Raw genomic sequence first — 23,615 nt, forward strand, 5'->3', positions numbered from 1 at the left:
GTCGCCACCGGCAAAGTGACCGACGCCTGCTACGACCGGCACACCAACGCCGAGTTCCTGGACTTCCTCAAACTGGTCGCCAAGACCTACCCGCGCGTGAAGCTGCACATCGTCGCCGACAACTACGCCACCCACAAGCACCCCAACGTCAAGGCCTGGCTGGCCCGAAACCCGCGGATCACCATGCACTTCACCCCCACTTCCGGGTCCTGGCTGAACATGGTGGAGATCTTTTTCGGCATCATCACCCGGCAGGCGATCCGCCGCGGCACCTTCACCTCCGTCAAAGACCTCATCGCTGCCATCGGTGCGTTCATCGACGGCTGGAACGAACACTGCCACCCGTTCATCTGGACCAAAACAGCCGACCAGATCCTCGCCAAAGCCCACCGTAAGAAGACTTCAAACACGCGACACTAGGACCACGATGTGTGCGGTCGTGGAGAACGATCAGCAATTCAATTCAGGGTCGACCTCGTCGAACCGGCTACCCGATGACTGTCAGCGGCCCTTCCTCGACGGTGGGTGGTTCGAAGTGGTCGAAATACTTCGCGGCAACACCCTCCGGAAGACTGACGTCACCAGCATGCGCACCTGTTCGCCCGCGGACACGTTCGAGAGCAACCGGGCGGGGTGTGTTGAGATACATCGTCTCCGGCACTATGCCCCAGGGCCGGAGCAGGCCGCGATATTCATCGCGCATCGCGCGGGACCAGAACGAAAAGTCCAGGACCACCTCTGTGCCCCCCCGGACCAGTTCGATGAGTCGAGCACGAAGGTCTCGCTCGATCTCCTGCTGGATGTCGTCGGATAACGGCTGCGCGCGAATTCCCCGGCGCCAGGCTTCTTCGTCGAACGAGAGCCTGATCCACCCTTCGTTTTCAAGCGTTCGCGCATAGGTCGATTTGCCCGACCCCGCAGGCCCGCACATGAAGACGACACGTGTCACGGACACATTCTATTCCGGACCTGCGCTCTTTTCCGGACCTGCGCTGCGGCCGGTCGACACTGCACGGCCGGAGGAGGTCGGTCGGTAGGGTGCGCTGGTGCCTATCGACCGTGCAGTCCGGGTGTCCGAGCTCTATCGGGGGAATGGCCGATCGAGAGCTGCGCGGCGTTTCTCCGATCTACGAGGCATTGTGTCGCGCCGTCGCCGCCAGCCCCGACATCTGTGACTTGGTCGCCGATCTCCCTCCCGGCAAGTGGCAGCCGAACCTGCTGCTCGGTGTCGTTCGGCTGACAAACGGACCGATCCACGATCCCTCGGACTTCCTGGAGTTCGTCGGTGCGAACTGGACCGAGGTCGCGGCATCGATGTCCAGTCACAGCACGCAGACCAACGAACCCGGGCGGTGCGCGTCCCTGCTGCCATCGCTGTCCCGACTCCAGGGACCGCTGGCCCTCATCGAAGTCGGCGCCAGCGCCGGTCTGTGCTTGTTCCCCGATCGCTACCGGTACCGCTACCGATCTGCACACAGTGAGACTCATTGCCTTGGAGGTGGTCCCGTCGAATTGGTGTGCGAGGTCGACGGTCCGGTACCGCTGCCGGATCGGCTGCCCGAAGTCCGGTGGCGCGCCGGCCTGGATCTCAACCCGATGCATGCGGATTCCGAGACCGACCGCGAGTGGCTCCGAGCGCTGGTCTGGCTCGAACATGCAGAACGCCTCCACCGACTGGCGGCAGCGCTGGAAATCGTCGCCGCAGACCCGCCACGCATCGACACCGCCGACGCCATCGACGGGCTCCCCACCCTGATCGACGCCGCCCCGGCGGGCTGCACGGTCGTGGTCTTCCACTCGGCGGTGCTGGCCTACCTCAACCCCGACGACCGCGGCCGATTCACCGACACGATGACCGAACTTCACCATTCGGCCGGGGTCCAGTGGTTCTCCAATGAAGGCGTCGGCGTCATCAGCGGTACCGACGTGACCGACCGAATTGACGGGCGGTTCGTGCTGAGCCACAACCAGCAGCCCGTAGCCCTGACAGCACCCCACGGTCAGACCTTGTCCTGGCTGGCGCAGTAGCCAGGTGCTGCTCTTCTCGCAGGTCGAGGCGGTCTGGTGAGGACCACCTCGCGGGTCGGCCGGATAACAAGACAACCTCGTTCGCCGCTAGTCTCCCGAGATATACGTTTGCGGGTCCCCTGCGGCCGTGCTCATGATGGCTGTGTGAGTGGTGAAGAGGTACCTCGAGGGCGGTGGGCGCACCGCGGTGAGTCGTCGCGGCGGAGTCGTCCATCGCGCGTCGGGCCCTTGGTCGGCGACCGTCATCCGATTGCTGCGCCATTTGGAGGCCGTGGGGTTCGACGCTGCTCCCCGCGTGGTGGGAAGCGGCTTCGATGAGCAAAACCGCGAGACCGTGTCCTACGTCCAGGGTTGGAGCGCCCACCCGCGGGCGTGGCCGGAGCCCATCCTGCCGGTGATAAGTCGCATGCTTCGGGACCTCCACCACGCAACGAGAGACTTCGACGAAGGCTCGGGTGGCTGGCAGCACTGGTTCGGGCGGACTCTCGGGGGGCTGGATCGGGTCATCGGCCACTGCGACATGGGTCCTTGGAACATTCTGGTGGCCAACGACAATGCCTCGGTCACCTTCATCGACTGGGAGACGGCCGGACCGGTGGATCCGATGGTTGAGTTGGCGCAGACCTGTTGGCTCAACGCGCAACTCCACGATGAGCGGATCGCCGAGATCCAGGGTCTTCCAGATCCCAGGAACCGAGGAGCTCACATGGCCCTCATCCTTGATGGCTACGAACTGCCCCGCGCGCAACGCACCCGCATCGTTGATCTCATGATTGATTTGTCGATCACCGACGCTGCCGATCAGGCGCGCACGGTGGCACCGGATGACATCACCTCGGACCATCTGTGGGCCATCAGCTGGCGCGCGCGCTCAGCGGGCTGGATCGTCCAAAACCGCGATCTGTTGATCCAGACGATCCGATAACCCGATCCGCCGGCCGGGTTTTCAGACGCGGGGCCACCATCGAGAATGGTTGCGGTGCAACATCAAAGGGAGGATGCGGACATGGCCGGAGCGTATTTCGATCTGCGCGATGCCACGGAGCAGGATGCAGCCTTCATCGAGCTAATGGCGTTGGCGGCTGCCAATTGGTTGTCCGAGCGGCAGCTGAGCCTTGACCAGCTCAGAAGCGAGCCGGACCTGCACCACTACGTCGCAGGCTGGCCGCGCTCAGGCGACACCGGTGTGATCGCTACCGACCGAACCAAGTCACCGATCGGTGCCGTCTGGATCCGCCAATTTTCACCAGACGACCGGGGTTACGGCTACGTCGACGCGGACGTGCCCGAGTTGAGCATTGGCGTCTTGGATCAGTGGCGCGGGCAGGGTGTGGGCCGTGCACTCATGCGAGCCCAGGTGGACCAGGCTCGAAGTCGCGGGCTGCAGATGATCAGCCTCAGCGTCGAGCGGGCCAACCCGGCGGTCAGGCTGTACTTGTCCGAGGGCTGGCGGGTCGTCGAGTCGGGCCGGGATTCGGACACCATGATCTGCGAAATGGCGTCATGATCTCTAAAGGCCTGCCGCTCTGCGCAGGCTCACGCGGCGACGTGGCGTACGCCGCATATGTGATCCTGCAGGCTTTGTGGAGTGGGCGGCGCGTACTGATGGGCCAGCCCTCTGCATGCCCGGAGGACCATCCGCGATCGGGAACGGTTGACAGCGCCAACGCTCGGTGTCGCTGCTCAGCCGCTGGTGGCATGCTGCCTGGCTGTGCCTCCCTTCGTGATTGCTGTTGCTCAGACGCCGATCACCGCCGATCCTCGGGAGAACGGCTCGGCGATTCGGTCGGCGATGGATCGTGCCGCCGGGCGGGGTGCCAGGTTGATCCAGTTTCCCGAGGGCGCACTGTCCGGGTACGCACGGGAACAGATCCACTCGTGGCAGGACGTCGACTGGGACCTGATCGGTGCGGAACTGGACGAGGTCACCGAACTGGCCGGAAGGTTGCGGCTCGCCCGACGGCACCACGATCGCGCAGGTGCAGCCCGGTGACGATCTGCTCATTGCCGAGATCGACCGCACAGAACCGGCTTTCCACGTGGCGGTCGATCTCGCTCGTCCGTGGCGCGCCCAGGCCCGGGCTGGCCAGATCTACGCGAGCCGACGTGTCGATGACCCGCGGAGCGACGACCGCACGTCTCGTTGATCGATCCCCCAACGACGCGATATTGATCCTGGTTGTCGGGCCGGTTGCGGACCGGGGTGAGATCGATGAGGGCGGCGGATGAACTTGTCGCCGCGGTTCGATTCCAGGAACTGTCCGGCCACACTGACTCCGCTGCGCCTGGTCCGCTCGGTGCAGGGTGCCGGTGCGCTGCACCTGCGGTGCACGATCGAGCGCTCCGTACCCAGCTGAGCTCGGGTGGCCGCGGGTGGATCCGCTCCGGGTCCTCGACGATCCCCTGCTGCCGGCGTCCTGCAGCTCTGATCCTCAGACCTGCCCTGTGCCCAGGACATGACAGCTGAGGTCACGGATCTGCGAGCTGTCCTGGAACAGGACCGCCAGACGTTTCGCTGCCTGGAAGTCTTCCTCGGACACTTTGGTGACCGTCTCCAGCGCCAGCCCTGCGGGCCCTTCGAGACCGACGACGCTCACGTTGCTCAACTCCGCCGCGACGAGCTCTTCATGGAGTTCCTCAGACGTGTGGAAGTGCCCGGCGGGAAATCTGCCGGCGGCGGGGTCGCCCCGTCGGATCAGATCGAGCACCGCGTCCGGTGCCGGGTTCAGCGCCTTCCAGGGCAGGATCGCCACTGCGATCGCGGAGAACCTCGGGATCGCTGCGGCGTGGACGAACCCGCCGGGACGACACACCCTGCGGGCTTCCGACAGCGCGCGGATCCGATCGGTGCGGCCCACCAAGTGGTAGAGCGGGCCGGCCAGCAGCACGGCATCGAACGAATCGTCAGGGAAATCGAGAGTGCGGGCGTCACCCACCAATGTTTCGAACGTCCCGTATTTCTCGGCCGTCTTCACCTGACTCGCGACCGGGTCGATCAACGTGACCTCGTAGCCGGCCCGTGCCAGCGCCGCCGCATGGACGCCGGTTCCGCCGCCGACATCGAGGAGACGGGCGGGCGCAGGTGTTGCGGTGCGGACGATCTCCTGGGTCCGTTCAAACTCCAGACGGCCCTGCGCTGAGCGCGTGGTCAGTCGGGCATCCTCGTCGAAGACTTCCCCGTAGTAGGTCTGGATCGCAGCATCGATTCCGGCTTGGTGCCTACGCGGATGATTCCCGATCTGCGGCCGAGCGGCGAGCCGATTGCCGCTGCTGGCTCAGGCCCACGACAGTGACCACGCCGATCCGTACCGACGAGCGCAACGATGTCCGCATGTCTGAGCCCGTACTCGTCGCCCACGCACAGATCTGAGTCGCGGAAGACTCCTCACCCACGCCTCCTCACCCACGCCCAGCAATTCCGTCTGCGACTACGCCATCCTTGGGGCCAGGTCCGCCGGTCTTGTTCTGGCCGATCGGCTGAGCGAGAAATCCGTCCGTGTCGGTGTGTCGGATCGAAGCGGGCGGCAGCGATTTCTTGGAGATCTTCCAGACGCCGGCGGCGATCGGGACCCTGTTCGAGACGGAGCTTCGTCGCTGCTCCCTGTCCTGAGCGGTCAAGGTTGGCTGGAACGCGCCCGCCGGGAATCGAGGTGTCGATCGATCAGACCGTGCCATGCAACCTCTGGCGTGCGCACCGACGTCTACTGTTCGGTTCAGTCGAGCGCAGGAGGGTATGTGTGTTGATCCCCACGCCATCGGCGAATTTCTCGGCGAATCAGGGTTCCTCGGCCCCCTTGATCGCTGTCTCGCGCACCACGGCCGTGTCGGCATGACGGGGCGGACCGGCCGCAGGGCGCGGCGACCAAGATATTCGATCGTGGCCGTCACGGGCCTGGTGGTCGTCGTGCTGGCCGTGACGGCGCTTCTGATGAGCGGCGTCGGCGACGGTGACAGGCCACCTTCGGCTTCTGGCCCCGTGTGGGACACCGTCCCTCCGACGACCGTGCCGGCCGGATCGCGGTTGACGGCCACCGCCACCCAGCAGGTCGTATCACCGGTATCCAGCTCCGCGCAGCCGTCGACGGACCGTCTGACCTGGCAGAGCGGACCCGATGAACTCGACGTCGCGTGGGGTGGACCTGCCGTCCCGCAAACTTCCGGTGCCCCCACCGCCGGTCTTCAAGGCCAGACTGCACAGTCCGGCTACACCGTCACCGACGGAGCGGACCTGGATTCGCACAACATCGATCCCTCTACGCTTCGACAAACGAAGGTCTCGATCGCCAACCACGACGCGGTCGAGTCGACCGCCGCCAGGTCGCCGTCCACGACCGTGGGGGTGCAGGCCAACCGCTGGATCAGCTGGCCCCTTCACGATGGACGGTTCGTCCACGTCTGGAAGGCATACGCCGACGAGCCGACCCTGCTCGCGTTCGCCCGGACATTCGCAGAATACGACGTCACCCTCGCCCGACACCTGGCCGTCGGGGTGATGATGCCTGGGCTATCTACCGAGTTCACCACCAGTAGCCCCGGCCAGTACGGGATGACCTGGTGCCCCGCCCACTTCTCGAGTGCCAAGTTCGAACTGGTCGGCGAGCCGTGCGTCGGGGTCTTCCTCAGCCGCAACAACGAGGTCGACCGAATAGAATTGATGATCAACGGAGGGCCCGACGTCCAGACCGGCAAACTGACCGTCCACACCGGAGGTCACCAGGCCTACGCGCTACCCGCCAATGGATTTTCCGTCGTCGTCAATAGCGATGACTCCCTCAAGCTGACCCCGGTGGAGCTGGCCACCATCATCAACTCTGTCCGATACGACCCGTCAATCCCCGAGTCGTACTGATCGGCGGCCCGACATCTGTTTTGGCGGGCGGGGCCCGAAGCCGCGCCGTCCGGCCGGATTTGACCATCCCGATCTCGCCTATTCACCTATCTTCAAAAACTGCGCCACTTGGCCCCCATTCACCAAATTGTTGTGTCGGCCGTTATCGAGGCCTCTACCTGTGGGTCTCCCGGATATGCCATGCGCCGCTTCACAACGCACCTCATCGCGGCGCTCGACCTCCGTCGTGCAAGTGCCTGCGGTGCCGGACCGGGCACCGACAACCGGAGTTCACCGACGACGCTGGGGGAACGCATGACATGCCTGGGTTTCCAAAGCTAGGGTGAAGGCCATGTTCCGGGAATTTTTTGCGCGAAGCACCCCGCCGAGCAGGTTTCGTCAGGGGGTCAAGGCTCTTGTACTGGCCCCGTTGATATTGGCCTTGGTGATGGCTTGTTCCGCCACCGTGGGTGGTTCGGCGACTCTCCCCGGCGTGGCAGACGGCTCGGGTAGCTGGGCTGGTGGCACTGACCGACTGGTTGTCTTCCTGCAGTGGGTCAAGCAGGGCAACCGTGTGGTCGGCTCGATCAGAGTGGCTGTGAGACAAGAAGGCGTCGTGAAGACGACAGAACGTTCCTTCACGGGATCGATGACGAACCAGGCCTTCGCTCTCACCCTCACCAGCGGTACTGGTGGTGCACTCCTGTCGGGCTCCGTGGCCGGTGAGGAGGTCACCTTGAACTCTGGAGGCCCGGACGGCACTGTCCCCCCGATCGTTCTGAAGGTCGCCAGCCTCGATGACTACAACAGCCTGGTCGCCGACCTGCCGATATCTTCGGCTGGCGACACATTCGATGCCACGCAGGTAGCGGCGGGGGTCACCAAGATCCTCACCGACGCCCCTCCCCGCCGGCTACGGCACTTCAGGGGTGACGAAGGTGGTCTGCCCCCCGGACGAGCCGGTCAAGGAAGGGACCACGTTCACGTGTACCGCCACGATCGCTGGCGTCAACAAGTCGATCACGATCACGGTGAAGGATGACAAGGGCAAGTACGAGGTCGGTGTTCCGAACTAGTCGTCAGTCAGGGGTGAGGTCCGACCAGTGGAGTACGAGGGCCTCGCCGATCCGGCACCCGGCTTCGAAGGTGGAGGCCGGCAGGTCGGCCAGGTCGAGACCGTTGACGTTGACCAGTCGCGGCCACTCAGCTCAGTGCCCCCGGCGGGACTCGAACCCGCACTGTACCGATTTTAAGTCGGTCGCCTCTGCCGATTGGGCTACGGGGGCCGCCGCCTGAGGTGAGTCAAGCATGCCGGGGCCGCTGCACCGCACCGGAAACGCAAGAGTGGACCATCGGCAGCCTCTCGGCTGCCGATGATCCACTCGAACAATCCACTCCAAGCCGTACCAAATCGGTGACCCGCCCCGACCCCCGACGGCTCGGGGCGGACCACCAGCTCTAGGCGGTGACGTTGCGGCAGCCCGCCACCGACTTGGCGATGCCCAACGTCCCCATCGTGTAGACGCAGACCCGGTTGAATCCCTTGCGCGCCGCGAAGGTGGCTGAGTAGCCGTGCTTCCCGGTGATGCCGAAAGCACGATCGACGTCCGACCGCGACTGGTTGGCCGCGATGGTGTGAACGGTGCCGTTCACGACGACCTGCATCCGGACGGACGTGGACGACTGGTTCGGGTCGAAGCCCCAGCCCGAGACCTTGACCTTGCCGGCCGAGCCGCTGGCAGTCTGGATGTACCCGCGAGGGGATGCCACGTTGACGGTGGAGCACCCGAGGAACTTCGTGTTGCCCCGGACTCCGATCGCCGATGCGCACACCGAGTGCTTGCCGACACCCAGCCACACCGAGGTGGCGTAGCGGTGGTGACCGGGAACCCTCAGTGCGGCCCACAGATCACCCGACGAGCGGGTGGCGGCGACCTTGATGGTCTTCTTGTTGTCGACCGTGACGACCATGTTCAGCGAGCGACCGGCCGAGGTGTTGTCGTAGGCCCAACCCGACACCACGACGCGCCCGTGGGACGACCGGGTGACCGCGTTCGATGCGCGAATCATGCCGGGCACCCGGGCCGTGTGACAGGCCAGGGAGGCATTGTGAGCGGCGGTCTTGCCCAGGGCCGTGACGCAGACCCGGTGGTCACCGGCGACGGCTGGGATCGACACCACGAAGCCGTGGTTCCCGGTGATCTTCTTGGCCTGGTTGACGTCCGACCGTGCGACCGTTGCCTTGTAGACACCGGCAACGCCGTCGACGGTGATCCGCACGGAGACGGTCCGGCTCGACGCGCTCAGATCGGCAGCCCAGCCGGTGACGGTCAGGTGGGCTCCATCGCCCGAGACCTTGACGGAGTCGTAGTGGCCTGTCGTCCGTTCGGCGGCCGCGGCCCTGGTCACGCCGCGGACGGGGGCGGGGCCACCCGATCCACCGGCAGGCAGTCCGACGATGCTGGCGCAGGCCCACGGGCTCCAGCCGCGCTGCTGCCAGAGCTTGTAGGCGAGGGCGTCCTGCGTCGCCGGGCTGGCGTCGCTGGGCAGTCCGCTGCCGCCGACGCTTCGCCACGTTCCGAGGTCAAATTGGTACGCACCGTAATAGCCGTTGCCGGTATTGATGGCGTAGTTACCACCGGACTCGCAATTACGCAACTTCTGCCAATCGCCGGCTGAGGGCTCCGCGCTCGCGGACCCGATCGTGCCGAACAGAACTCCAATACCGACAAGGACGGATACCGTGATGGCCACGGTGCGGTTCCGTCGAAGTCTCGCCCGAATCTTGCCGCGTATGGCGGCCCGAGTCGCGGACGGCAACTGCTCGTGCACGTGCTTCAAGTTGGCTCTCTCTCAGGTCAGCTCTCGCAGGTCAGACCCCCCGGTCATGCGTCTTGCTAGGTCGCGGTCGGCCAGACCGCTCCCGGTACGTTACCTGAACGAGATAGGAAAGTTGCAATCCGGAACCGAGAAACTTTTGGCGGACCTGCGAGCCACTTTCACATTGTCTGTGATTATCAGGCACTCACAGCCGAGATTTGATCTTGGAAGTCGGACAATTGGAGGACACCCGCGGACGCCTCATTACCGCCCGGACATCATGTGCTGAGCGCAGCGAAATAATCCGATTGAACGACCGTCGACCGCGTTCACCTGCAGGGACGTGGATGACGCCGACCGCCGTTGTGACCGGCGTCACCAGGATTCGCGACCCCGGAACGCAACCGGGGCGATCGACCCGGAGACTGGTCCGGCGTCAGCCCAGCGAGAGCGCGAGACCGTCCAGGATGTCGTGTTCGGACACGGTGATCTGGCGCTCGAAATCCGATTTCACCCGATCGGCCACGAGAGAGACGAGGGTCGAGAGGATCAGGGCTCCACCGCCGATGACGTCCACCCTCCCGGCATGCATGTACGGCAGCGCGGCCCGGTGCGCCCGGTTGGCGCCCAGCAGCATGGTGGCCACCTCGTGCACCCGGCGGAACGGAATCGTCGACAGATGGATCTGGTCCGGGTCGTAGGAATTCAGTCGGAGAGCCGCGGCCGCGACCGTGGTGGCGGTCCCGGACACCGGGACGACGCGGCGGATCGAGGCGATCGGAAGGCGGTCGAGGCCGGCTGCGAGATCCGATTTGGCCCACGCCGTTGCGGCGGCCCGCTCGCCCGCCGACGGTGGATCGCCGCGGAGCAATCGCTCGGTGATCCGCACGCAGCCGATGTCCAGACTGAGCCCGCCGGCAATCCGCACCGCCCCGTCGATGACGGAACCGACCACCATCTCGGTCGATCCCCCACCGATGTCGACCACCAGGAACGGTCCGGACGACGGGTCGAGGTCGCCGACGGCACCACGGAACGAGAGCTCTGCCTCCTCGTCGCCGGTGATCACCTCGGGCTCCTGACCGAGGGTGGACCGCACCATGTCGACGAAGTCGGCGCGATTGGCGGCGTCGCGGGTAGCCGAGGTCGCCGCCATCCGCACCCGCACCGCTCCTTCGGTCCGCAGGATCGCGGTGTAGTCCGACAGCGCCGCCCAGGTGCGGTCGATGGCGGCACCCGACAGCACACCGGTGGCATCAACGCCCTCCCCCAACCGGACCACCCGCATCTCGCGATGGACGTCCCGGAGACGGGTCGGCCCGTCGCCGAGCGTCAGGTCGGCCACCAGCAGCCGGATCGAGTTGGTCCCGCAGTCGATCGCGGCGACCCGACGGGTCTGCGTCATGACGCCGACCTCCCGTCCCCTCGGCCGTCCACCTGTCCGACTCCGTCAACCTGTCCGACTCCGTCCACCTGCCCGACTCCGGTCGCTCGGTAGAACCCGTCGATGTGGGCGGCCACCAGAGCTGCGGCCTGGTCCGGTCGCCCAGCTCCCACCGCATCCAGCATGCCCGCATGCTCGCCGCGCAGCCTGGCCGCCATCGCCGGCCAGTCCGCCAACCCGGCCACCGCCGCGGTCACATAACCCTCGATACCTCCGCGCATCGCCGACATGATCGCCGCGATGACGGCGTTGCCCGCCAACTGCGCCAGGGCGACGTGGAACCGGGTGTCCAGGGCCAGGAAGTCGACGGAGGTCAGTCCCGGCTGATCCATCGCCGCGAGCAGGGCCCTCGCCTGCACCAGGTCCACGCCGCCCGCCGCCTGCCGGGTGGCCGCCTCACGCAGGGCCCACGACTCGATCAGGATGCGGGTTCCGACCATGTCGGCCACCGGCAGATGACGGCTCGTCAGGTGCCACCGCAACGCCGCGCCGATGGGGGCGGCCGGGTCGGCGATGAGGATCGCACCCGCTTCCGGACCCGATCCCGCTGCCGTTCGGATCAGACCCATGGCCTCCAGCACTCTGATCGCCTCGCGCACGCTCGGACGTGACACTCCGTATCGCTCGGCCAGGACGCGCTCACCCGGCAAACGACCGCCGACCTCCAGACGCCCGGCCGCGAGGTCGGCCTCGATGCGTGACAGCACGGTCTGGTAGCTGCGGGTGGTCATCGGGCTCCTCTCCTCGGGTCTGGCGTCCGTGGTCGGACCTCAGTACTCTACTGTGGTCGGACCACAGCACCGTCGCCACACCCACCCGCCCCACCCACCGCCGAACCTGGAGTCGCTTCATGCGTATCGCGCTCGTGGCCACCTGCCTGGCCGACGCACTCTTCCCCGGGGTCGCGATCGCGACCACCACCCTGCTGGAGCGGCTCGGTCACGAAGTCGTCTTCCCCGCGGCCCAGACCTGCTGCGGGCAGATGCACATCAACACCGGCTACCTGGACGAGGCGGTCCCGGTGGTCCGTCACCACGTCGACGTGTTCGACACGGCCGAGTTCGACGTCGCCGTGGCACCGTCGGGCTCCTGCGTCGGTTCGATCCGGCACCAGCACACGATGGTCGCCCGTCGCGCCCACGACCAGGTGCTGGAGAAACGGGCGAAGACGTTGGCGGCCAGGACCTTCGAGCTGTCCGAGTTGTTGGTCGACGTCCTGGGCGTCACCGATGTCGACGCGTACTTCCCGCATCGGGTGACCTACCACCCGACGTGTCACTCACTGCGGATGCTGCGGGTCGGCGACAAGCCGCTGGCATTGCTGCGCAACGTCGGTGGCATCGATCTGGTCGAGTTGCCCGGCGCCGACCAGTGCTGCGGGTTCGGCGGCACCTTCGCCCTCAAGAACCCCGAGGTGTCCACCGCGATGCTGGCCGACAAGATGTCCGACATCCTGTCGACCGGGGCGGAGGTGTGCTCGGCCGGCGATTCCTCGTGCCTGATGCACATCGGCGGTGGGCTGAGCCGACTGCGCACCGGCGTCCGCACGGTCCACCTCGCCGAGATCCTGGCGGCCACCAGAACTGCCGGCCCGGTCCGCCCGGTCGGAGCCATCCACCCGTCCGCCGGCGCCTCAGCCCCCACCACGACGAAGGTCGGCTCATGACAACGTTTCTCGGTGTACCGATCCGGCGTTCGACCGAGCCGGAGAACCCGCTCCGCGGACGCGAGACGTTCCCGGTCGCGGCGAAACGGGCAGTCGGGGACACGCAGCTCCGTCGCAACCTCGGCCGGGCCACCGCGACGATCCGGGCCAAGCGCGCCGCCATGGTGTCCGAGGTGGACGACTGGGAAGCGCTGCGGGACACCGCATCGGCGGTGAAGGCCGACGTGATGGCCAGGCTCCCTGAGCTTCTCGAGCAGCTGGAGGCCGCCGTCATCGCGCGGGGCGGCAAGGTGCACTGGGCGAACGATGCGCTCGAGGCCAACCGGATCGTCACCGCGCTGATCAAGGCGACCGGCGCCGACGAGGTGGTCAAGGTGAAATCCATGGCCACCCAGGAGATCGGCCTCAACGAGTACCTCGAGGAACACGGGATCGCCGCGATCGAGACGGATCTCGCCGAGCTGATCGTCCAGCTGGGACACGACAAGCCCTCGCACATCCTGGTGCCGGCCATCCACCGCGGCCGAGCCGAGATCCGCGAGATCTTCCTCGCCGAAATGGCCGACGCACCAGCTGATCTCACCGACGAGCCGCGGATGCTGGCGATGGCGGCCCGCGCCCATCTCCGGCGGAAGTTCCTGTCCGCCCGGGTTGCGGTGTCCGGCGCCAACTTCGGGATCGCCGAGACCGGGACGCTGGCCGTGGTCGAGTCCGAGGGCAACGGCCGGATGTGCCTGACGCTCCCGGACACGCTGATCACCGTGATGGGGATCGAGAAGCTGCTCCCGACGTTCGACGACCTGGAGGTGTTCCTGCAGCTGCTCCCCCGCTCGTCGACCGGTGAGCGGATGAACCCGTACACCTCGCTCTGGACGGGCGTGACTCCCGGCGACGGGCCACAGGAGTTCCATCTGGTGCTGCTGGACAACGGGCGGACGAATGCCCTCGCCGACGAGCTGGGACGTACTGCGCTGCACTGCATCCGGTGCTCGGCCTGCCTGAACGTCTGCCCGGTCTACGAGCGGGCCGGCGGGCACGCGTACGGCTCGGTGTACCCGGGACCGATCGGTGCGGTACTCACGCCGCAGCTCACCGGGATGTCCGGACACGATGACGTCAACTCGACCCTGCCGTACGCCTCGACGCTCTGCGGCGCCTGTTTCGACGCCTGCCCGGTGAAGATCGACATCCCCACCATGCTGGTGGAACTGCGATCCCGCGCAGTCGACGCCGATCGCGGTCACGGTCTGCCAGGGGGTTGGGCCGCGGCGATGAAAGCGGCGTCCTGGGTGATGTCGAACGAGAAACGTTTCGCCGCAGCGGAAACCATGAGCAAGGCCGGCCGGGTACTGGCCGGGCGCAAGGGGCGGATCAGCTCGTTGCCCTTCCCGCTCTCCGGTTGGTCGACCAGCCGGGATCTCCCGGCTCCACCTCAGCGCACCTTCCGTGAGTGGTGGCGGGCGGAACACGGCGACGGTCCGCGCCCGACAGGGACCAGCACCGCGGCCGATGCCGCGGCCGACGCTGCAGCCGCAGGAGCCGCTGCAACACCAGGAGCCGCAGGAGCCGCAGCTGGGACAGACGGCCCAGCGGAAGGGACCGACCGATGAGCAGCCGCGACACGATGTTGAGACGAATTCGGACCGCGGTGGCCAAGGGCGCACCGTCCGAGCCGCCGCCCCCGGTACCTCGGGAGTATCACCGCAGCGGTGAGCACGCCGCCGGTTCCGACCACGTGGTGGAACTGGTGATCGACCGGCTGCTGGACTACAAGGCAGAGGTCACGGTGGTCGAACGAGCCGGGCTGGCTGCGGCTGTCGACATCGCGCTCGGGTCGGCCTCCTCGGTGGTGGTGCCGCCAGGCGTGGCGGAAGACGTCCGCAGCGGTTGCCACACCGGCGGCCGGACGGTGGTGGTCGACACCGACCCGGCCACGCTCTCCGCCACCGAGCTCGACGCCGTCGACGCGGTGGTCGTCGGTTCGACCGTCGCCATCGCCGTCACCGGCACCATCGTGCTCAGCGGCCGGCCGGACGAGGGCCGCCGCGCCATCAGCCTCGTCCCGGACCTGCTGGTGGTGGTACTGCCGGTGGACCGGATCGTCGAGACGGTGCCGGACGGTCTCGCGCTCCTCACCCCGACCGCCCCTCTCACGATGATTTCCGGGCCGTCGGCCACCAGCGACATCGAGCTGTCCCGGGTCGAGGGCGTGCACGGCCCCCGCACCCTGCGCGTCGTCATCGTCCGCTGAACGACCCGCTCCGATCCGGCGAGAGAAGGGCACTACTTCGCGCCGGCACCCTCTTCCTCCGCCGGCGCGAAGTCGACTTCGCCGAAGCGGGCGAGCAGCGCGGCGCCCAACAGCGCCAGCACCAGACCGGAGGTCGCCACCAGCACGAACCCGGAGCGGATGGTGTCGCCCAGGAACGCCAGACCGATGACGGACGGCACGATGGTCTCCACGATGACGATGAAGGCCATCACCGTCGTCACCGGAACCCGTTGCAGCGCAAGGCCGAACACCAGCATGGCCAGACCACCGCCGGCGGCGATCGCCCAGGTGGCCGGGAGCAGGATCAGATGCCACCACGGGTGCGGGATGACGAGCGTGCGGGCTGCGATGGCGGTGATGGCGAAACCGAGCCCCGCCGCGGATCCGAGCACGACTGCGGCACCGGAGCCGCGAAGACGCAGCCCGATGGCGCCCAGGATGCCGACCGGAATCGCCGCCGCGAGCATCAGCCAGTACCAGCCGGTGGCCAGGACGACGGCCTTCTCCGGGCCGGCCGATACCGCCAGCAGCACCAGCCCGACCCCGAGCGCCCCGATGGCCGACCACTCCGTGCGCTTCAGCCTGGTCCCCATGGCCGCGACGAGACCCGCTGTCACACCGACGTTCCCGGCCACGATGGCCTGCACCACGAACAGTGGCTGACCCAGCTGCAGCGCCACCACCGAGATGACGAAGCCCAGCAGATCCAGACCGAGCCCGATCAGGTACGGCAGTTGACCCAGCAGGCGCACCAGCAGCCGCGGGTCGAGGTTGTCCGAGGTGGCCGTCGCCATGGCGCCCTTGGCCTGCAGCACCGAGGCGCTGCCGTAGCAGAGCGAGGCGACGATCGCGCAGATCAGCCCAAGTATCACCGGCCGGTCGTCACAGGTATGAGCAGGCCGGTTCGCCGCGGAAGTGGTCAGGCAGCGCATCGACGGCTTCGTCACCGAGTGGGTTCACGCCGCGTCCGACGGCGAGAGAGTGAGCCACCAGTACGTGCAGGCACTTCACCCGGTCCGGCATCCCGCCGGCGGTGACGGCGATGCCCAGATCACCCAGCACATTCCGGGAAGCCAGGTAGCTCTCGTGCGCCAGTCGGTAGGCCTGCGCAAGATCGGGATCCTCTCCCAGTCGGTCGGTCATCTCGCGCATCATCCCGGACGACTCCATCCGGCTGACCGCAGCATTGAGCTCCTTGCAGCACAGGTAGTACATCGTCGGGAACGGTGTGCCGTCCTCGAGCCTGGGTGAGGTGAGTACGACCGCGGGCACATCGTGGGCGCACCGGTAGGCGACGGCCAGGATGCCCCGCGGGGGCCGGCCCAGCTCCCGGGCGAAGGCCTCGCGGTCCGCATCCGTGACATCGTGCAGGTCGATCGCAGCACCGAACAGAGCCGCTTCCTCGGTCACCTCGACGCCTTGCTGGTCGGCGGCGTCACCGGGGCTGATGGAGCCGGTGGGGCCACCGACGAAGACGCCGTCGACGACGAAGTCGGCGTCACCGGAGCGGACCCGGTCGCCGGATTGGACGGCGAGGCCGTCACGACCGGATCCGACAGCGTGTCCCACAGGCTCGAGTACCACGGCACGTCCGGAGCCGCCACCTTCGCCGGTGCTGCCTTGGCTGCCGCGAGGGGCGGAGCATGGACGACGTAGACCGTGTCACCGGGTCGGACGTACTGCAGTCGTCGCTTCGCCTCGGCCTGGATGTAGGCGGGCTCGGTGAGAGCTGCCTGCTCCTGGACCAGCGAGGCGAACTCGGCGCGCAGTTGTTGCTCGTGGCTGACCTCGACGCCCAACGCCGCCCGCTGGGCCAGATAGTGGCGGAGGGGCACGGCGAGGACGAGCGCGACCGCGCAGAAGACCAGACCGAGCACGGCAACCTGCTTGGCCAGTTGCGATCGGGTCCGGGACGCCGGCCCGGTCCCTGCTGCAGCACCGGACCCGGCAGAGATCCGCCCGATACGACGGCCGAGGCCGCCGCTGTGGGTGGCCGGCCTGGTGCCGGCCGGCCGGGTGGACGCGGCACGGGAGGGTGCCACGTCCTTCAGGTCGTCCGCCGGGGTGGCGCCGTCGGCCGTTCGCCGGTTGACGACCGGACGACCGGACCGCAGCGCACGTCCGCCACGCGACCCGGCGCCGCCCCGTGAGGGGCCGGTGCCGCCCGCGCGACGTCGTGAGTTGCTGTCCATCAACCGCTGCTCCTCGTCAGATCCGGCAACCGCTGCTTCTCGTCAGATCTGACCGGGTCAGGCCTTGAACCGCGGGAAGGCCAGCTCGCCGAGGTAGCGGGCGGCCTCGCCCAGGTTGTCCTCGATGCGCAGCAACTGGTTGTACTTGGCCACCCGCTCGGACCGCGCCGGCGCGCCCGTCTTGATCTGGCCGCAGCCGGTGGCGACGGCGAGATCGGCGATGGTCGTGTCCTCGGTCTCGCCGGAGCGGTGGCTCATCATGCAGCGGTACCCGGAGGTCTGGGCGAGCGTCACGGCGTCGAGAGTCTCCGACAGCGTGCCGATCTGGTTCACCTTGACCAGCAGGGCATTGGCGGCGCCGCGGGCGATGCCCTCCTCGATGCGGTCCGGGTTGGTGACGAACAGGTCGTCGCCGACGATCTGGATCTTGGTGCCCATCTCGGCGGTCATCGCGACCCAGCCGTCCCAGTCGTCCTCGGACAGCGGATCCTCGATCGACACGATCGGGTAGTTGGCGACCAGTTCCGCGTAGTACTTGATGAGCTCGGCGGAGGATTTCTGCGCACCCTCGAAGGTGTAGGAGCCGTTGGAGTGGAACTCGGTGGCGGCAACGTCCATGGCGAAGGCGATGTCGGTGCCGACGGTGAAGCCGGCCTTCGTCACCGCCTCGCTGATGAGGTCGAGGGCCGCCCGGTTGGAGGACAGCGACGGCGCGAAGCCGCCCTCGTCACCCAGCCCGGTCGACAGGCCCTTGCTCTTCAGGACCGACTTGAGCGAGTGGTAGACCTCGGCGCCCCAGCGCAGGGCCTCGCGGAAGGTCGGTGCGCCGATGGGCGCGATCATGAACTCCTGGACGTCGACAGCGGTGTCGGCGTGGGCGCCGCCGTTGACGATGTTCATCATCGGGACGGGCAGGATGTGGGCGTTCGGTCCGCCGATGTAGCGGAACAGTTCCAGCTCGGCCGACTCCGCGGCCGCCTTGGCGACGGCGAGCGAGACCCCGAGGATGGCGTTGGCACCGATTCGGCTCTTGTCCGGTGTTCCGTCCAGGTCGATGAGCTTCTGGTCGATCAGGCGCTGCTCGGTGGCGTCGTAGCCGACGAGCTCCGGCCCGATCTCGTCTAGTACGGCCTCGACCGCCTTCTGCACGCCTTTGCCCAGGTAGCGGGACATGTCGCCGTCACGAAGCTCGACCGCTTCGTGCTCGCCGGTCGACGCTCCCGACGGAACGGCAGCACGGGCCAGCGAACCGTCCTCCAGCGCGACCTCCACCTCGACGGTGGGGTTCCCCCGGGAATCCAGGATCTCGCGGGCTCCGATGAGTTCGATGGCCGCCACGGGCACATCCTTTCGTGAGTAGCAGGTTGAGGTTCAGGTTCAGGCTGTGCGCTGCCACGGCCGCGGAGGACGACCACGCACGCTGATGCACGTACGCGACCGGGCACGGCTACGCCAGAGGTCGGGGGTTGCGCCCCGGGATCACCCTATCGGCGCGAACCGCCCTGTCGGCACCTGACTCGCCCGGTTGGCCCGGCCGGGACCGCGACGGGGTGACGATTTGGTGAATTCGGGTCACCCGGTGGCCACGACGGTGGATAGTGCGCTTCGATAACGAATTCCGTTCCGCCTTCCCGGCCCCTGACCGCTCCGGAGTCCCTCATGACCAAACCCACCTCGACGACCCAGGCCACCACCAAGGCCGTCCAGCACCACCCGACCGTCGCGGCCCAGATCGAGCACCGGGCCGGTGACCTCCAGCTGAAGGTCGCCGACACGATCACCTCGTTCGCCGGGTCGATGATGTTCGTCTACCTGCACATCGTCGTGTTCGCTTCGTGGATGTTGTTCATCGAGAAGTCACCGTGGCCGACGCTGACGCTGGTGGTCTCCCTCGAGGCCATCTTCCTGTCCACCTTCGTGATGATCGGGCAGAACCGGGCGGCCGCCTTCCAGCAGCACAAGGCCGACCACGACTTCGTCGAGCAGGAACTGGAGCTCAAGACCAACACCGACCTGACCCGTCAGATCCACGTCCTGACCGCAGAGCTGCACAAGCGACTGCTGTCGGCCTCACCGGACGGGCGGGTCGTCGTGAAACCCGCAGACCACGATGATCCGGCGCCTTCGCGCTGATCAACTTCCGCCGCGCTGATCATCGTGACGTCAATGGGACCGAAGTGACGCGAATCGACCCGATCATGAGCGCCGTCGAAGTTGATCAGCGCGGGGTGGGGTTGACTACAGCGCGCGGAGGCGGGGCAGGACCTCGGTGCCGTAGAGCTCCAGGAATTTCGCCTGATCGGGGCCGGGGGCATGGAAGACGAGGTGCTTGAACCCGAGATCGACGTAGTGCTTGATCTTCTCGACATGCTCCTCCGGGTCGGTGGAGACGATCCAGCGGGAGGCGGCCTGCTCGACCGGCAGTGCGTCGGCCAGGCGCTGCATCTCCAGCGGATCCTCGACGCCCATCTTCTGATCGGGCGTCAGCGCCAGCGCACCCCAGTACTTGGTGTCCGCCAGTGCCCGCTCGCGGTCGTGGTCGAAGGACACCTTCATCTCGATCAGCAGGTCCATGTCGTCCAGCGTCCGGCCGACCTTGCCGGCGCCCTCGGCCAGGGCGGGCAGCAGCGTGTCCCGGTAGAGCGTGTCGGCCTTGCCCGAGGTGGTGATGAAGCCGTCCGCGATGCGTCCGGCCAGCCGGGTCGCCGCCGGGCCCGACGCGCCGATGTAGATCGGTACCGGCTGCTCCGGCTTGTCGTAGATGGTGGCCTTGTCGGTCTGGTAGTAGGTGCCCTCGAAGGTGACCCGGTCCTCGCGCCAGAGCTGCTGGATCAGGGTGACGGCTTCCTTCATCCGCGCGAAGCGTTCCTTCCCGTCGGGCCAGGTCAGGCCCAGGGGCACCTCGTTCAACGACTCCCCCGACCCGACGCCGAGGATGACCCGGCCGGGGAAGAGCATGCCCAGGGTGGCGAAGGCCTGAGCGATGACGGCCGGGTGGTAGCGGAACGTCGGGGTGAGCACGCTGGTGCCCATGACGATCTTCTCGGTCCGCGCACCGAGCGCGCCCAGCCACGGCAGCGCGGCCGGGGCGTGCCCGCCGTCGTGGCGCCAGGGCTGCAGGTGATCGGAGACGAACACCGAGTCGAACCCGGCCTGCTCGGCCAGCACACCGAAGTCAGCCAGTTCCTTCGGTCCGAACTGCTCGGCGGAGGCCTTGTACCCCAGACGCAATGCCATTGATCTTGCTCCTTATGCGGATCGACGACGATGACCCGGTCTGCGACCGGTCGCCGCTTCTCATTCTTACTCGCCGGGTCCCGACCCTCGGTCCGTGGGCTACTCGTCGACCGCTCGGGCGCGGCCGGAACCGAGCGCATCCCGGACGACAGCCGCGACCTGGTCGGCCTCGATCAGGAACCCGTCGTGGCCGTGATCGGAATGCATCGTGATCAATGGACCCGCCGCCGGTGCGGCAGCGATCCGCACGCCCTCGGCCGGGGTGTACAACCGGTCGGAGTCGACGACGGCGACGGTCAGCGCCGCGTTGATGCGCTGGAGCGCGGCCTCGACACCCCCGCGTCCGCGGCCGAGATCGTGGGCGTTCATCGCCTCGGTCAGCACCAAATAGGAGTTGGGATCGAATCGTCGTCCCAGCTTCTCGCCGTGGTGGGCGAGATAGGACTCGACGGCGAACCAGGGTCGCGAGGTGGCACCGCCGCCGGGTTGCAGCTGACGACCGAATCGCTGGTCGAGTTCGAACCCGGAGCGGTAGGTGATGTGTGCGATCTGGCGTGCGACGGCCATGCCGCCGATTGGGCCGGGCCCGTCGTAGTAGTCACCGGCACGGAATTCCGGGTCCAGCCGGATGGCAGCAAGTTGTGGTGCGGCCCAGGCGATCTGGTCAGCCGATGCAGCTGCGGTGGTGGCGATGGCGATGACCCGGTCGACCTCGTCGGGGTACGTGACACCCCACTCCAGGGCCCTCATGCCGCCCATCGACCCGCCGATCACCGCGACCACCCGACGGATGCCCAGGGCGCGGGCGAGGGCATGTTCGGCGGAGACCTGGTCGCGGGTGGTCAGCGACGGGAACCTGGAACCCCACGGTCGCCCGTCCGGCGAGATCGACGAGGGACCAGTGGTTCCGCGGCATCCGCCCAGCACGTTCGGGGCGAGCACGAAGAACTGTCCGTCGTCGAGCGGAGCGCCCGGCCCGATGAGGCCGTCCCACCAGCCCGGCGTCGGGTGGTCGGGCCCGGTCGCCCCGGTCACGTGGGAGTCACCGGTCAGGGCGTGCAGGACGAGCACGGCGTTGTCACCCGCCTCGTCCAGGCGTCCCCACGATTCGAAACACATCGTCACCGACGGCAGCACCTCGCCGGATTCCAGTGCCAGGTCACCGATCTCGACGAACCTGCGTCCGGACGGCTGCCCGGCACCCTGGGCAAGGGGCTCCTGGCTGCCGGTCGGCTCGCCACGAACGCTGCCGCCGGCCGCACCCGAAGGCGAGCCGGCGGCATCGTTGGTACGCGTCACCAGGGTCACTGATCACACGGACTGCAGCAAGTGACGGGCATCAGGACTTCGCTGCCCGGAAACCCGCTTCCAGATCGGCCAGGATGTCGTCGATGTTCTCCGTGCCGATGGCCAGCCGGATCAACCCGGGGGTGACACCGGTGGTCAGTTGCTCGGCCGGGGACAGCTGGCCGTGGGTGGTGGACGCCGGGTGGATCACCAGCGAGCGCACGTCACCGATGTTGGCCAGGTTGGTGAAGACCTCCAGCGCGTCGGTGAAGATCTGGCCGGCCTCGACACCGCCCTTGATCTCGAAGGCCACGATCGGGCCGCCGCCGCGAGGAGAGTACTTCTCCTGGTTGGCCTTCCACGGGCTGGAGGCGAGTGACGGGTACGAGACCGACTCGACCTCGTCGCGGCCCTCGAGGAACTGGGCGACCTTGGTCGCGTTGTCCACGTGGCGCTCCATGCGCAGGCTCAACGTCTCGATGCCCTGGGCCAGCAGGAAGGAGTTGAACGGTGAGATCGACGGGCCCATGTCGCGCAGCGACTGGAGTCGGGTCTTGAAGATGAAGGACACGTTGGACTTGAAGAGACCCTCGGGACCGAGATCGCGTCCCCACACCAGGTTGTTGTAGCTCGGGTCGGGGTTGTTGAAGTTCGGGAACTTCTCCGGGTCGGCCGTCCAGTCGAAGTTGCCGGAGTCGACGATCGCGCCGCCGATGGCCGTGCCGTGGCCGCCGAGGTACTTGGTCGCCGAATGCACGACGATGTCGACGCCGAATTCGAAGGGGCGGATGAGAAATGGCGTCGGGACGGTGTTGTCGACCATCAGCGGCACACCGTTCTCGTGTGCGACACCGGCGACGGCCTCGAAGTCCAGGACGTCCAGTTGGGGGTTGGAGATCGACTCGGCGTAGAACAGCTTGGTGTTCGGCTTGACCGCGGCACGCCAGGCGTCAGCGTCGTCCGGGTTCTCGACGAAGTCGACGGTGATGCCGTACTTCGGCAGCGTGTAGTGCAGCAGGTTGTAGGTGCCGCCGTAGAGCCGCGGCGAGGAGACGATATGGTCGCCGGCCTCCGCGATCGACAGGATGGCCAGTGTCTCGGCCGCCTGGCCGGACGCGACGAGCAGAGCGCCGACACCGCCCTCGAGAGAGGAGATCCGCTCCTCGACCACGGCCGTGGTCGGGTTCATGATCCGGGTGTAGATATTGCCGAGTTCCTCGAGGGCGAACAGCTTGCGTCCGTGCTCGGAGGAGTCGAAGGCGAACGACGTCGTCTGGTAGATCGGCAGCGCCCGCGCCTTGGTGGTGGGGTCGGGGGTCTGGCCGGCGTGGATCTGGCGGGTCTCGAAAGACCAGTTGGGGCTCATCTTTGCGCTCCTGGTGGGTGTGGGGTGGTGGGAAAGAGGCGGAGGGTGGGTCGAGGACTGATCTGGGGTCGAGCCAACGATCTGGGGTGGATGGACGGACGTGGCGACGAGGTGGGTCGTTCGGCCCGCAGGTTTCCGGGCGGAACAAGGATGTGGTCCCTCTGCACGCAGTGCAGGACCAGGGTCGCCCCGGCCGTCAGGTCAGGAGCAACAACACATTCGTTCGCGCACAGCGGTTCTCCCATTCGCTCTCGACTGGGGCTCGCCCGCTGGCGGGCCCGCGCTTGCGGATCACCACCTCGGTGAACCGCCTGGTCATCATCCGGGGCACCCCACCGCGAGTGGAGGGTTGCCGCCCAGCAAGCCGGCGCTTGTCGCTGGAACTCAAGACCTGGCGACGAGTGTAGCGGGCTCGCACGGCCTTCGGGGTGGGCAGGGTGGCCGCCGTTCCTCCGGCATCAAATGCTGTCCCCGA

Annotated in this window: 22 protein-coding genes, 1 tRNA gene, 1 pseudogene and 1 riboswitch; of the genes and pseudogenes, 11 read left to right on the forward strand and 13 right to left on the reverse strand. The window is 67.2% G+C overall.

All coding sequences use genetic code 11. The features are described 5' to 3' along the window. On the forward strand, positions 1-420 hold a 420-nt coding region (locus tag ABIB25_RS27460; RefSeq protein ID WP_354531704.1), incomplete at its 5' end, for a transposase. Between the two features lie 67 nt (positions 421-487). Here the strand turns inward: ABIB25_RS27460 and ABIB25_RS27465 are convergent. Next, on the reverse strand, positions 488-949 hold the full coding sequence (locus ABIB25_RS27465; RefSeq protein ID WP_354531705.1) for a P-loop nucleotide/nucleoside kinase family protein: 462 nt from the start codon (positions 947-949) through the stop codon (positions 488-490). 143 nt (positions 950-1,092) lie between these two features. Here ABIB25_RS27465 and ABIB25_RS27470 point away from each other — a divergent pair, with 143 nt between their 5' ends. From ABIB25_RS27470 to ABIB25_RS27485, 4 genes are all read left to right on the forward strand, one after another. Continuing rightward, positions 1,093-2,028, forward strand: coding sequence for a DUF2332 domain-containing protein (locus ABIB25_RS27470; protein ID WP_354531706.1), 936 nt, complete (start codon positions 1,093-1,095; stop codon positions 2,026-2,028). A 250-nt stretch (positions 2,029-2,278) separates the two neighbouring features. Next, positions 2,279-2,953, forward strand: coding sequence for a phosphotransferase (locus ABIB25_RS27475; RefSeq protein ID WP_354531707.1), 675 nt, complete (start codon positions 2,279-2,281; stop codon positions 2,951-2,953). An 81-nt stretch (positions 2,954-3,034) separates the two neighbouring features. After that, positions 3,035-3,535 carry a GNAT family N-acetyltransferase gene (locus ABIB25_RS27480; protein WP_354531708.1) on the forward strand — a complete coding sequence of 167 codons (501 nt, stop codon included), beginning with the start codon at positions 3,035-3,037 and terminating at the stop codon, positions 3,533-3,535. Between the two features lie 204 nt (positions 3,536-3,739). Beyond that, positions 3,740-4,021 (forward strand): nitrilase-related carbon-nitrogen hydrolase, encoded by a 282-nt coding sequence (locus ABIB25_RS27485; RefSeq protein WP_354531709.1) that lies wholly within the window; start codon positions 3,740-3,742, stop codon positions 4,019-4,021. A 439-nt stretch (positions 4,022-4,460) separates the two neighbouring features. Here ABIB25_RS27485 and ABIB25_RS27490 read toward each other — a convergent pair whose 3' ends face one another. Continuing rightward, on the reverse strand, positions 4,461-5,267 hold the full coding sequence (locus tag ABIB25_RS27490; protein ID WP_354531730.1) for a class I SAM-dependent methyltransferase: 807 nt from the start codon (positions 5,265-5,267) through the stop codon (positions 4,461-4,463). 638 nt (positions 5,268-5,905) lie between these two features. Between ABIB25_RS27490 and ABIB25_RS27495 the strand changes: the two genes are divergently transcribed. Beyond that, positions 5,906-6,877 (forward strand): hypothetical protein, encoded by a 972-nt coding sequence (locus tag ABIB25_RS27495; RefSeq protein WP_354531710.1) that lies wholly within the window; start codon positions 5,906-5,908, stop codon positions 6,875-6,877. Between the two features lie 902 nt (positions 6,878-7,779). Further along, positions 7,780-7,932 (forward strand): annotated as a pseudogene (locus tag ABIB25_RS27500) (DUF4333 domain-containing protein); the annotation flags it as partial. Between the two features lie 136 nt (positions 7,933-8,068). On the opposite strand, the gene ABIB25_RS27505 reads toward ABIB25_RS27500, so the two are convergent. The 4 genes from ABIB25_RS27505 to ABIB25_RS27520 form a co-directional block, all read right to left on the reverse strand. Then, positions 8,069-8,142, reverse strand: a tRNA-Leu gene (locus tag ABIB25_RS27505). 172 nt (positions 8,143-8,314) lie between these two features. Beyond that, positions 8,315-9,610, reverse strand: coding sequence for a transglycosylase family protein (locus ABIB25_RS29275; RefSeq protein ID WP_502919915.1), 1,296 nt, complete (start codon positions 9,608-9,610; stop codon positions 8,315-8,317). A gap of 502 nt (positions 9,611-10,112) precedes the next feature. Continuing rightward, positions 10,113-11,081 (reverse strand): Ppx/GppA phosphatase family protein, encoded by a 969-nt coding sequence (locus tag ABIB25_RS27515; RefSeq protein WP_354531711.1) that lies wholly within the window; start codon positions 11,079-11,081, stop codon positions 10,113-10,115. Beyond that, a complete protein-coding gene (locus ABIB25_RS27520) occupies positions 11,078-11,851 on the reverse strand; it encodes a FadR/GntR family transcriptional regulator (RefSeq protein ID WP_354531712.1) in 774 nt (257 codons plus the stop codon). Before ABIB25_RS27520 ends, ABIB25_RS27515 begins: the two co-directional genes overlap by 4 nt. Positions 11,852-11,970: 119 nt before the next feature. On the opposite strand from ABIB25_RS27520, the gene ABIB25_RS27525 reads away from it, so the two are divergent. The 3 genes from ABIB25_RS27525 to ABIB25_RS27535 are packed head-to-tail and all read left to right on the forward strand — an operon-like array spanning position 11,971 to position 15,037. Continuing rightward, positions 11,971-12,786 carry a (Fe-S)-binding protein gene (locus tag ABIB25_RS27525; protein WP_354531713.1) on the forward strand — a complete coding sequence of 272 codons (816 nt, stop codon included), beginning with the start codon at positions 11,971-11,973 and terminating at the stop codon, positions 12,784-12,786. After that, positions 12,783-14,396, forward strand: coding sequence for a LutB/LldF family L-lactate oxidation iron-sulfur protein (locus tag ABIB25_RS27530; RefSeq protein ID WP_354531714.1), 1,614 nt, complete (start codon positions 12,783-12,785; stop codon positions 14,394-14,396). The genes ABIB25_RS27525 and ABIB25_RS27530 overlap by 4 nt, the downstream gene beginning before the upstream one ends. Beyond that, a complete protein-coding gene (locus ABIB25_RS27535; protein ID WP_354531715.1) occupies positions 14,393-15,037 on the forward strand; it encodes a LutC/YkgG family protein in 645 nt (214 codons plus the stop codon). Before ABIB25_RS27530 ends, ABIB25_RS27535 begins: the two co-directional genes overlap by 4 nt. Positions 15,038-15,069: 32 nt before the next feature. On the opposite strand, the gene ABIB25_RS27540 is transcribed toward ABIB25_RS27535, so the two are convergent. From ABIB25_RS27540 to eno, 4 genes are read right to left on the reverse strand one after another with little or no spacing between them, the layout of a single operon-like run. Continuing rightward, positions 15,070-15,930, reverse strand: a complete 861-nt coding sequence (locus ABIB25_RS27540) for a hypothetical protein (protein WP_354531716.1) — start codon at positions 15,928-15,930, stop codon at positions 15,070-15,072. 10 nt (positions 15,931-15,940) lie between these two features. After that, entirely contained in the window at positions 15,941-16,468 is a 528-nt protein-coding gene (locus ABIB25_RS27545) for a DUF501 domain-containing protein (protein WP_354531717.1), read from the reverse strand. Next, positions 16,465-17,250: an FtsB family cell division protein gene (locus ABIB25_RS27550; RefSeq protein ID WP_354531718.1), complete on the reverse strand. Its 786-nt coding sequence runs from the start codon at positions 17,248-17,250 to the stop codon at positions 16,465-16,467. Before ABIB25_RS27550 ends, ABIB25_RS27545 begins: the two co-directional genes overlap by 4 nt. 57 nt (positions 17,251-17,307) lie before the next feature. Beyond that, positions 17,308-18,588, reverse strand: coding sequence for a phosphopyruvate hydratase (gene eno, locus ABIB25_RS27555; protein ID WP_354531719.1), 1,281 nt, complete (start codon positions 18,586-18,588; stop codon positions 17,308-17,310). A gap of 321 nt (positions 18,589-18,909) precedes the next feature. Between eno and ABIB25_RS27560 the strand changes: the two genes are divergently transcribed. Next, the gene (locus ABIB25_RS27560) at positions 18,910-19,383 is read left to right on the forward strand and encodes a DUF1003 domain-containing protein (RefSeq protein WP_354531720.1); all 474 of its coding nucleotides are present in this window, start codon (positions 18,910-18,912) and stop codon (positions 19,381-19,383) included. A 105-nt stretch (positions 19,384-19,488) separates the two neighbouring features. Here ABIB25_RS27560 and fgd read toward each other — a convergent pair whose 3' ends face one another. From fgd to ABIB25_RS27575, 3 genes are all read right to left on the reverse strand, one after another. Next, positions 19,489-20,487 carry a glucose-6-phosphate dehydrogenase (coenzyme-F420) gene (gene fgd / locus ABIB25_RS27565; RefSeq protein WP_354531721.1) on the reverse strand — a complete coding sequence of 333 codons (999 nt, stop codon included), beginning with the start codon at positions 20,485-20,487 and terminating at the stop codon, positions 19,489-19,491. Positions 20,488-20,586: 99 nt separating this feature from the next. Further along, entirely contained in the window at positions 20,587-21,786 is a 1,200-nt protein-coding gene (gene metX / locus ABIB25_RS27570; protein WP_354531722.1) for a homoserine O-acetyltransferase MetX, read from the reverse strand. A gap of 40 nt (positions 21,787-21,826) precedes the next feature. Next, complete coding sequence (locus tag ABIB25_RS27575) at positions 21,827-23,140, reverse strand: bifunctional o-acetylhomoserine/o-acetylserine sulfhydrylase (RefSeq protein ID WP_354531723.1); 1,314 nt, start codon at positions 23,138-23,140, stop codon at positions 21,827-21,829. Positions 23,141-23,415: 275 nt separating this feature from the next. Further along, positions 23,416-23,532: riboswitch (SAM riboswitch) on the reverse strand. Positions 23,533-23,615 lie beyond the last annotated feature (83 nt).

The organism is Nakamurella sp. UYEF19 (assembly GCF_040546275.1).
Lineage (GTDB): Bacteria > Actinomycetota > Actinomycetes > Mycobacteriales > Nakamurellaceae > Nakamurella.